The sequence below is a fragment of the Micromonospora sp. M42 genome (assembly GCF_000568915.1).
Classification (GTDB): domain Bacteria; phylum Actinomycetota; class Actinomycetes; order Mycobacteriales; family Micromonosporaceae; genus Micromonospora; species Micromonospora chalcea.
In genome coordinates, this window is sequence record NZ_KK037233.1 from 5,990,132 (window position 1) to 6,000,054 (window position 9,923).

At 73.5% G+C, this 9,923-nt stretch carries 8 protein-coding genes and 1 pseudogene; 7 read left to right on the plus strand and 2 right to left on the minus strand.

Going from position 1 to position 9,923, the window contains the following annotated elements:
- Together MCBG_RS27725 and MCBG_RS27730 are read left to right on the plus strand one after the other, a co-directional pair.
- Window positions 1-2,202 (plus strand): DEAD/DEAH box helicase (locus MCBG_RS27725; RefSeq protein ID WP_157560826.1); only part of this gene is annotated, 2,202 nt, incomplete at its 5' end.
- The gene (locus tag MCBG_RS27730; protein WP_043329244.1) at window positions 2,199-3,143 is read left to right on the plus strand and encodes an SWIM zinc finger family protein; all 945 of its coding nucleotides are present in this window, start codon (window positions 2,199-2,201) and stop codon (window positions 3,141-3,143) included. The genes MCBG_RS27725 and MCBG_RS27730, both read left to right, overlap by 4 nt.
- A gap of 51 nt (window positions 3,144-3,194) precedes the next feature.
- Here MCBG_RS27730 and MCBG_RS27735 read toward each other — a convergent pair whose 3' ends face one another.
- Entirely contained in the window at window positions 3,195-3,452 is a 258-nt protein-coding gene (locus MCBG_RS27735) for a DUF3040 domain-containing protein (protein WP_043329246.1), read from the minus strand.
- A 446-nt stretch (window positions 3,453-3,898) separates the two neighbouring features.
- Between MCBG_RS27735 and MCBG_RS27740 the strand changes: the two genes are divergently transcribed.
- The 3 genes from MCBG_RS27740 to MCBG_RS27750 are packed head-to-tail and all read left to right on the plus strand — an operon-like array spanning window position 3,899 to window position 8,747.
- Window positions 3,899-5,965: a DUF1800 domain-containing protein gene (locus tag MCBG_RS27740; RefSeq protein ID WP_043329247.1), complete on the plus strand. Its 2,067-nt coding sequence runs from the start codon at window positions 3,899-3,901 to the stop codon at window positions 5,963-5,965.
- 14 nt (window positions 5,966-5,979) lie between these two features.
- Window positions 5,980-7,353, plus strand: coding sequence for a DUF1501 domain-containing protein (locus MCBG_RS27745; protein ID WP_223201459.1), 1,374 nt, complete (start codon window positions 5,980-5,982; stop codon window positions 7,351-7,353).
- Entirely contained in the window at window positions 7,350-8,747 is a 1,398-nt protein-coding gene (locus MCBG_RS27750) for a ferredoxin reductase family protein (RefSeq protein WP_223201353.1), read from the plus strand. The genes MCBG_RS27745 and MCBG_RS27750 overlap by 4 nt, the downstream gene beginning before the upstream one ends.
- On the opposite strand, the gene MCBG_RS34430 is transcribed toward MCBG_RS27750, so the two are convergent.
- Window positions 8,663-9,103 (minus strand): hypothetical protein, encoded by a 441-nt coding sequence (locus MCBG_RS34430; RefSeq protein WP_223201354.1) that lies wholly within the window; start codon window positions 9,101-9,103, stop codon window positions 8,663-8,665. The two genes, MCBG_RS27750 and MCBG_RS34430, sit on opposite strands and share 85 nt — an antisense overlap.
- 10 nt (window positions 9,104-9,113) lie before the next feature.
- Between MCBG_RS34430 and MCBG_RS34435 the strand changes: the two genes are divergently transcribed.
- On the plus strand, window positions 9,114-9,380 hold the full coding sequence (locus MCBG_RS34435) for an FMN-binding protein (protein WP_223201355.1): 267 nt from the start codon (window positions 9,114-9,116) through the stop codon (window positions 9,378-9,380).
- Between the two features lie 35 nt (window positions 9,381-9,415).
- Window positions 9,416-9,923 (plus strand): annotated as a pseudogene (locus tag MCBG_RS27760) (FAD:protein FMN transferase); the annotation flags it as partial.

Here is a 9,923-nt window from a genome sequence, read left to right on the forward strand (position 1 = left end):
CGCCTGGTCGAGCCGGACGTCGACCCCGTCGCCGAGCTGGTCGAGGACGCCGTCTGGCGGGTCGAGTTCGGCCTGCACCCGGCCGACGAGCCGGGGCTCGTGGTGGACGCCACGCACATCTGGCAGCGGCCCGCGCCCGCGCTGGCCGCCCGGGGCGTGGAGCCGCAGGAGACGCTCCTGGCCGAGCTGGGCCGGGCCAGCCGGCTGTGGCCCGAGGTGGACGCCGCGCTGCGTACCGCCGCGCCGGACGGCATGGAACTGGACGCGGAGGGCGCGCACCGGTTCCTGCGCGAGGGCGCGCCGGTGCTGCACGCGGCCGGGTTCGGGGTGCTGCTGCCGTCGTGGTGGCGGCGTTCCTCGTCCCGGCTCGGCGCGCGGCTGCGGGCCCGCAGCCGCAGCGCGCCGGGTGCGGTCGCCACCACCGACGGCAAGCTGGGGCTGGACGCGCTGGTCGACTACCGCTGGGAGCTGGCGCTCGGCGACCAGCCGCTGACCGCCGAGGAACTGGCGTCGCTGGCCGACCTGAAGTCGCCGCTGGTCCGGCTGCGGGGCCGGTGGGTCGAGCTGGACCCGCAGCGGCTGGAGGCCGGGCTGAAGCTGCTGCGGTCCTCCGGCGAGCTGACGGTGGCCGACCTGCTGCGGATGGGACTGTCCGGTGACGACCGGGCCGGTGAGCTGCCGGTGCTGGACGTGGTCGCCGACGGCGCGCTCGGCGACCTGCTCGCGGGTGAGGCGGAACGGCGGCTCACCCCGGCCGACCCGCCGCCGGGTTTCACCGGGACGCTGCGGCCGTACCAGCGGCGCGGGCTGGCCTGGCTGGCGTTCCTCCAGTCGCTCGGGCTCGGCGGCATCCTCGCCGACGACATGGGGCTGGGCAAGACCGTCCAACTGCTCGCGCTGCTCGCCGGTGACCCGCCGGAGGCCGGGCCCACGCTGCTGGTCTGCCCGATGTCGCTCGTCGGCAACTGGCAGCGGGAGGCGGCGAAGTTCGCGCCCGGCCTGCGCGTACACGTGCACCACGGCGCCGAGCGCGCCCGGGGCGAGGGCTTCGCCACCGCGGTGGGCGAGGCGGACCTGGTGCTCACCACGTACTCGGTGGCCGCCCGGGACGCGTTCGAGCTGGCCGGTGTCGACTGGCACCGGGTGGTGGTGGACGAGGCGCAGGCGATCAAGAACGCCGCCACCCGGCAGGCCGAGGCGGTCCGCTCACTGCCCGCGCGGCACCGGGTCGCGGTCACCGGTACGCCGGTGGAGAACCGGCTCGCCGACCTCTGGTCGATCATGCAGTTCGCGAATCCGGGGCTGCTCGGCCCGGCCGCGACGTTCCGCAAGCGCTTCGCCGAACCGATCGAGCGGCACGGCGACGCCGAGGTCGCCGAGCGGCTGCGCCGGATCACCGGCCCGTTCGTGCTGCGCCGCCTCAAGACCGACCCGACGATCATCACCGAACTGCCGGAGAAGCTGGAGATGGAGGTGGTCTGCAACCTCACCGCCGAGCAGGCAGCCCTCTACCAGGCCGTGGTGGACGACATGATGGCGAAGATCGAGTCCAGCGACGGGATCGAGCGGCGCGGGCTGGTGCTGGCCACCATGACCCGGCTCAAGCAGGTCTGCAACCACCCCGCCCAGCTGCTGCACGACGGCTCCGCGCTGGACGGCCGCTCCGGCAAGCTGGAACGCCTCGACGAGATCGTCGACGAGGTGCTCGCCGCGGAGGAGAAGGCGCTGCTGTTCACCCAGTACGCCGAGTTCGGCGGCATGCTGCGCGGGCACCTGTCGGCGCGTACCGGCCGGGAGGTGCTGCTGCTGCACGGCGGCGTCGGCAAGGCCGACCGGGACGCCATGGTGACCCGCTTCCAGTCGCCGCAGGGGCCGCCGCTGTTCGTGCTGTCGCTCAAGGCCGGCGGCACCGGTCTCACGCTGACCGCCGCCAACCACGTGGTGCACGTGGACCGGTGGTGGAACCCGGCCGTCGAGGACCAGGCCACCGACCGGGCGTTCCGCATCGGACAGCGCCGCCGCGTGCAGGTACGCAAGTTCGTCTGCGCCGGCACCGTCGAGGAGAAGGTGGCCGCGATGATCGCGGACAAGCGCAGCCTGGCCCGGTCCGTGGTGGGCAGCGGCGAGCAGTGGATCACCGAGCTGTCCACCGACACGCTGCGGGACCTGTTCACGTTGGAGTCCGGGGCGGTGGTCGAGTGAGCCCCCGCTTTGACGACTACCGGCCGCCGCTGCGGGTCGAGGGTGGCCTGCGGGCGCGCAGCACCAGAGGCGCGATCGGGCAGTCCTGGTGGTCCCGGCGGTTCGTGGAGGTGCTGGAGTCGTTCGCGCTCGGCTCCCGGCTCACCCGCGGCCGGGCGTACGCGCGCCGGGGGCAGGTGCTCCGGCTGGACGTGTCGCCCGGCAAGGTCACCGCCGAGGTGCAGGGCTCCCGGCCGCGCCCCTACCCGGTGCGGATCGGGCTGGCCGCGTACCCGGAGAAGGTGTGGCGGCGGCTGGAGTCGGAGCTGGCCGGGCAGGCGTTCTTCAGCGCCCGGCTGCTCGCCGGCGACCTGCCGGCCGAACTGGAGGAGCTGTTCGCCGAGGCGGGCGCGCCGCTGTTCCCGGCCGAGATCGACGAGCTGGACCAGAGCTGCGGCTGCCCCGACTTCGCGGTGCCGTGCAAACACCTGGCGGCCACGTTCTACCTGCTCGCCGAGGCGTTCGACGCCGACCCGTTCCACCTGCTGCACTGGCGTGGCCGGTCCCGCGCCGAACTGCTCGACCGGCTGCGTACGCTGCGCGGCGCCGTGGCGGACGGCGGTGTGCTCGGCGCGGGCGCGGCATCGGTCCCGGGCGCCGGGCCGGACCCGGCGGCGACGACGGGTGTGCCGGTGGTCGGCGCGGCGCGGGCCCTGGCCGGGCTGCCGGCGGTCGAGCCGGACGAGGAGCTGGACCGGTTCTGGCTGGCGCCGGTGGCGCTGCCGGACCGGCCGCCCACGCTCGCCACCGGCCCGGAGCTGCTGCTGCGCCAGCTCGGGTCGCCCGGTGCCGCGATCGGCGGGCCTGGCCTGGCCGAGCGGCTGCGCCGGGCGTACCGGGAGTTCGGCAGCGCCGAGGGCGCGTCGCCCACGGAGTTCGGTCGCGCCGAGGGCGCGCGTTAAGAAGGGGCCCTTCCTCTACCGGAGGCGTTAAGAAGGGGCCCTTCCTTACGCCTACAGCAATCGGCGGCGGAAACGCCACATCACGGCGGCGTTGGCGACCAGCACCACCGCGCAGATCGCCCCGGCCAACCGTCCGACCAGTACTGTCATCGCCGGTAGCGAGGCCCACAGCACGATCGTCAGCAGCATCATGTACCGGCCCCGGCGTCCCTTTATCCGGCTGTCCAACCGGGCGAAGAACCGAGGGTCGCTCTCCCGCAGACGGCGGGTGATCTGTTCGAACCTGCGCTGATCCTCTTGGCTGAGCATGGCGGTGCCTTCCCCTCACGGCTTCAGCGGTTCGGCGGCATACCCGGATCGGAGGGCGGTCACGCGCCGCCGCTGCTGCTGTTTCGCCGGACCGGACAGGCGGAACGAGGTTCTCAGCGCAGGCTTATCCGTACCTTAAGTTTCGGTGAGGCGGTGAACGCCCCCGGCGGCCTCGCCGGGCTGCGAAACCTCGCGTTCGGGCGGTGCGTGACCGGATCGGCCCTGCTCCGGAGGTCGCCGCGCACTCGCCGCCCCGCCGGGTCCTCCGCGGCGGGCCTGAGCACCGTCTTAAGTGCGCTCACGGGCGCGTCCGGCGTGCCTTGAGCGGCCGGGACGGCCTGGCTACTTTCCCGTAGGCAACTTCTCCGGCAACCGTCGCCGCCCCTGCGCCACCCGACCCCCCGGGTGGCAGGCGTGCCGGCACTCGAAGAAAACGGGATAGGTACATGGCCGACCTGAACGTGCCACCGCGTCGACCCCGGGACGACCGCGGCTGGGACGGATACCAGCACCCCCATCCGGACGGGTACCGCGACCCGCACGCCGCGCCGTACGCCGGCGCTCACCCCGGCGCCGCGCCGGGCCCGCAGTGGGTCGGACCGGACGGCTTCGCCCCCGCCGCCGGTGGCTACCCGCCGCAGGGCGGCTTCCCCCAGCAGGGCGGCTACGCCCAGCCCGCCGGCGGGTACGGCCCGCCGCCCGGCCCGGGACTGCCCACGCTGGACGACGACGGCGACGAGCCGCCGAACCGGGGTCGCCGCCGCGCGCTGGCCACCCTCGGTGGGGTCGCGGTGGTCGCCGGTGGCGCCGCCTTCGCGCTGTCTCCGCAGGTACGCGGACTGTTCACCGGTGACGCAGCGGCCGGTGACGCCACCGGCACCGTCACCACCGACGGCAACGCGGCGCGGCCGAGCGGCCAGCAGCCCAGCACCGTGCGGACCTACACCGAGCAGAACGAGAGCTACATGGGCTCCCGGGCGGGCGAGGCGCTCAAGCGCAACGCGCCCACCGGCGGCCGGCTCTACGGCAGCCCGGCCGCCGCCGCCGAGGCGACCAAGGTGACCGTGAAGACGGTGCTCGCCAAGGATCCGATCCGGCACCTCGCCACCCGCACCACGTTCGGCGCGACCCCGAAGATGCTCGCCGACATCAAGCGGCTCGGCATCGACGACTGGCTGCGCCAGCAGCTCGAACCGGAGAAGATCGCCCCGACGAAGGCCGAGCTGAAGCTGGCCGAGCTGCAGTCACTCAAGCTCAGCCCGACGCAGCTGCGCGACCAGCGCGAGCAGCTCAACGAGAAGGGCGTCGACCCGGCCCGGGAGACGGTGGACGCCACCATCGCCCGGCAGATCTGGTCGGACCGGCAGCTGTTCGAGGTGATGGTCGACTTCTGGAACGACTTCCTGCACGTCGCCGCCGACTTCGACGGCGGGGAGAACTACCGCAACGCGTTCGACCGGGACGTCATCCGCAAGCACGCGCTCGGCAGCTACCCGGAGATGCTCGTCGCCGCGAACAAGCACCCGGCGCTGCTGCTCTACCTGAACCAGGTCGACTCGCGCAAGGACGCGGTCAACGAGAACCTGGCCCGGGAGAACCTGGAGCTGTACTCCGTCGGCGTCGACGGTGGCTACACCGAGAAGGACGTACGCCAGGCCGCGCTGCTGCAGACCGGACGCGGTGTCGCCGACGGCAAGTACAAGTTCTTCGCCGAGCGGCACTACCTCGGCAAGGTGAAGATCCTCGGGTTCAGCCACGCCAACAACTCCGACGATCCGGTGGCCGCCGACAAGGTCATCGACTCGTACATCCGTTACATCGCGACGCACCCGTCGACCGCCCGGTACGTGGCGCAGAACCTCGCCACCCGATTCGTCTCCGACACCCCGCCGAAGTCCGTGGTGGACCGGCTCGCCAAGGCGTACACCACGAACAAGGGGCAGATCCGCCCGGTGCTGGCGACGCTGTTCAGCTCCTCGGAGTTCTGGGCCGCGGTCGGCCAGAAGGTACGCCGCCCGATGGAGTACCTGGTCGCCACGTACCGGGCGCTCGGCGTCTCGCCGGACGCGGCCCCCGGCTACTCCGGCGACAATCGGCGGACCCCGTTCGCGCAGGGCCTGCGGCAGATCCAGGACAAGATGCGCGAACTCGGCCAGTACCCGATGGGCAAGCCCACCCCGGACGGCTACGCCGACGTCTACCTGGCCTGGACCTCGGCCGGCACGATGATCGACGGCTGGAACGAGGCGGGCGACCTGATCGCGGGCTACCGCAAGCAGTTCACCTTCGCCAAGCCGGAGAAGCTGGTGGCGAAGCCGCCGGCCACCGCCGGGGCGTACGTGGACGCGCTGGCCCAGCGGCTGGTGCACCAGAAGCTCAGCGCCAAGGAGAAGAAGCTCGTGCTCGCCGTGGCCGGGGTCGCCGAAAGCGCCAAGGTCGACGCCACCTTCAACGGGGCCATCGCCGCTGTCGCGCGGACGATCCTCGCGTCCCCCCAGCACCACCTCCGGTGAGGCATTCGATGGAGATGACCGTGAACCCGTACCCCCTGCACCCCGAATGCCCCGACCTGCGGCGGCTGGCCGACAACCCGGCCGAGGCGCTGCTGCGCGCGGAGGCGGACATCGTCGCGGCCGAGAGCGCGGCCGAGGCCGACCGGTACCGCCGGCTGGAGGAGATCGAGGAGGCGCAGCAGGACGGCCGGGGCGTCACCCGCCGTACCTTCGTCGCGGGCGCCGCGGCCACCGCGACCGCGCTGGCGACGGCCCAATTCGTCACCACGTCGGCGTCGTTCGCCGCGACCAAGACCGGCACGCTGATCCACGTCTTCCTCTACGGCGGGCTGGACGGGCTGAGCCTGGTCGCCCCGGCGAGCGACCCGGTGCTCACCAAGGCCCGCCCGGACCTGCTGCTCGGCGAGGACTCGCTGGCGCTGGCCCGCGGCTTCAAGCTGACCAGCGCGTTCGCGCCGCTGGAGAAGTGGCTCAAGGCCGGTCAGCTCGGCTTCGTGCCGGCCGCGTCCGACCCGCGGCTGTCCCGCAGCCACTTCCAGGCCGCCGACGCCTGCAACCTGGGCGGCCTGCCCGGCGAGACCGGCGGCCGGGGCTGGCTGGACAGCCTGGTCGACGCGCTCGGCAAGGGCACCGCGTTCCGCAGCGTCGGCATCGGCAGCACGCTGCCGCGCTCGCTCGTCGGCGTGAACGGCGCGATCTCCCTCAACAGCGTCGGCGACCTGCGGCTCAACGGCGACGACAAGTTCCGGGCGGCCACCGAGAAGGCGATCCGCGGCCTGTTCACCGGCATCAACCACCCGGTGGAGGAGGCGGTCATCGAGGGCATGGGCGCGCTCGCCACCGCCCAGAAGCTCGCCGCGAAGCCGTACGCCGCCGCCGAGGGCGTCGAGTACCGGGGCGTCGGCAACTCGTTCAAGCAGCTCGCCCAGCTCATCAAGGGCGGCGCGAACGTGCGGGTGGCCACCGTCGGCATGGGCGGCTACGACACCCACGAGAACCAGGGCACCCGCGAGGGCGGCCAGCTCTGGCGGCGGCTCAACGAGCTGGCCGCCGCGATGGCCGCGTTCTTCACCGACCTGGGCGACCAGGCGGCGGACGTGACGATCATGGTGTCCAGCGAGTTCGGCCGCCGGGTCGCCTCGAACGGCGGCGGCACCGACCACGGCCACGGCGGAGTGGTCACCGTGCTGTCCGGCCGCAAGCTGGCCAGCTCGCTGCTCGGCACCTGGAACGGGCTGGACAAGTTGGACAGCGGCGACGTGCCGGAGTACAACAACATGTTCAACGTCTACGGATCGGTCGCGCAGGGCCGCTTCGGCCTGACAAACGCCGAGGTGGACAAGATCTTCCCCCGGCAGAAGTTCACCCCGGTCAAGATCTACGCGTGACGTACCAGGAAACCCGCGCCGCCGGCCGTCGTACCGGGCACTCCGCCCCGTACGGCGGCCGTCCGGCTGCTCCCGTACCCCCGGCTCGTCCGCGCCGCGGACCCGGCGCCCGGCGGGCGCTCGCCGCGCTCTTCTGGCTCGGTCTGGTCGCCGCGGTGGTGCCGTGGTGGCTGGACACCCCGGCCGGGTCGCTCACCGACACCGCCGACCTGCTCACCGCGGGCGGCCGGATCACCGGCCTGATCGCCGGCTACCTGCTGCTGGTCCAGGTGCTGATGATGAGCCGGATGGGCGTGCTGGAACGCGCGCTCGGCGGCGAGCGGATCTCCCGGCTGCACCGGGACCTCGGCGCGACGCTGCTGGTGGCGGTGCTCACGCACATGTCGCTGCTGGTGGTCGGCTACTCCCGGCAGGAGCGCAACTCGGTGCTCGGCGAGGTCGGCGTGCTGCTGACCGACTACGAGGACATGATCACCGCGTTCGCCGCGGCCGGCGTGCTGGTCACCGTCGCGGTCACCGCGGTACGCGCGGTGCGCCGCCGCCTGCCGTACGAGCTGTGGCACCTGCTGCACGCGGCCAGCTACCTCACGCTGCTGCTCGGCTACGCGCACCAGTTCAGCAACGGCGCGCAGCTGCACCAGCCGGGCCTGGTGCGTACCGGCTGGATCGCCGGATACGTGCTGGTGGTGGCCGCGCTGGTGTGGGGCCGGGTGCTCGCGCCGCTGGCGTTCAACCTGCGGCACCGGCTGCGCGTCGCCGACGTCGTGGCGGAGAGCCAGGACACCGTGTCGGTATACCTGACCGGGCAGCGGCTCAACCAGATCGACCTGCTCGGCGGGCAGTTCTTCCGCTGGAGGTTCCTCAACCCCGGCTGCTGGTGGCAGTCGCACCCGTTCTCCGTCTCCGCCGCCGGCAACGACAGGTGGCTGCGGATCACGGTGAAGGTCGTCGGCGGGTACACCGCCGAGCTGCGCGACCTGACGCCGGGCACCCGGGTCTGGGCGCAGGGTCCCTCCGGCACGTTCACGGCCGCGCACCGCACCCGGGAGCGGACGCTGCTCATCGCCGGCGGCAGCGGCATCGCCCCGCTGCGGGCCATGCTGGAGGAGCTGCCGCCCGGCGCGGCGCTGATCTACCGCGCGAGCACCCCGGCCGACGTGCTGCTGCACCAGGAGCTGGACTGGCTCGCGCAGGCCCGGCAGACCTCCGTCTGGTACGTCGTCGGCCGCCGTGACGACCCCGGCCCCCGCCAGGTGATGAACCCGGAGGGGCTGCGCCGCCTGGTGCCCGACCTGACCCGGCGCGACGTCTACCTGTGCGGCCCGGGCGGCCTGGTCGACGAGGCGGTCGCCGCGCTGCGCGCGGCCGGCGTGCCCGCCGCCAGATCCACCTGACCGCGTTCGAGCTGTAGGAAAGGCACCACCCCGAAACCCGCGCTCCTCGCGATCACTGGACTGGCCGCCGGCACCACCCGCGCTTCGTGGTGCTCAAGGGCGCGCCCGGGCAGTGGGGCAGTCCCTGCCGGAACGCGCCGGTGGCGCTGGCTCCGGTCGCCCCGTGGCGGCTCGGCCGCGCCCGAGCCGCCGTCGCCCACCGCCGCCGCGTCCGGCAGCGCCACGCCGTCGTCGCGCGCCTCGGCGAAGCCCACCCCGAAGGCGTCCGCCGACCGCAGCCCGGCCAGCCGGGGCGGCACCCGTACCAGCACCGCACCCGCCGCGCCGCGGACCACCACCAGCGCGCCGAAGGTCACCACCCGCACGGTGACCGGGCCGTCGGTCACCTACGAGTACGGCTCACTGCAGGTGCGGATCACGCTCAGCGGCAGCCGGGTCGTCGACGCGACGGCGATCGGACTGCCGCTGGGCGGGCAGTCCGGGCAGCGCAGCGACGACGTGCAGGCCCGCTACAGCGGCACGTCCGGTGAGGTGGTGGCCCGGCAGAGCGCCAACCTGAGCACCGTCTCCGGGGCCACGTACACCAGCACCGCGTACAAGCGGTCGTTGCAGGCCGCGCTGGACAAGGCGTGACGGTTCGTTCCGGCCTGCGCCGGGTCGAGCACGTCATGGGTACGGCGATCAGCCTGGACCTGGCCGACGACCTGCCCCCGGGGACCCTGCACGAGCTGGCCGAGGACACGTTCGGCTGGCTGCGCGAGGTGGACGCGCGGTTCAGCACGTACCGGGACGACAGCGAGGTGTGCCGGATCGACCGGGGCGAGCTGCGGCCCGCCGACGCCTCCGCCGACCTGCGCGCCGTGCTGGCGGCCTGCGCCGACCTGTGGACCGCCACCGACGGGTTCTTCGACGTGTACGCGACCGGGCGGCTCGACCCGTCCGGCTACGTCAAGGGCTGGGCGGCGCAGGTCGCCTCGGACCGGCTGGTCGCCGACGGCGCGCCGAACCACTGCGTGAACGCGGGCGGCGACGTGCGGGTACGCGGCCACGACGCGGCCGGACAGCCGTGGCGGATCGGGGTGCGGCACCCGTGGGACGCGGCGGCGACGTGTCTGGTGCTGACCGGCACACGACCTGGCGGTCGCCACCTCCGGCGTGTACGAGCGCGGGCACCAC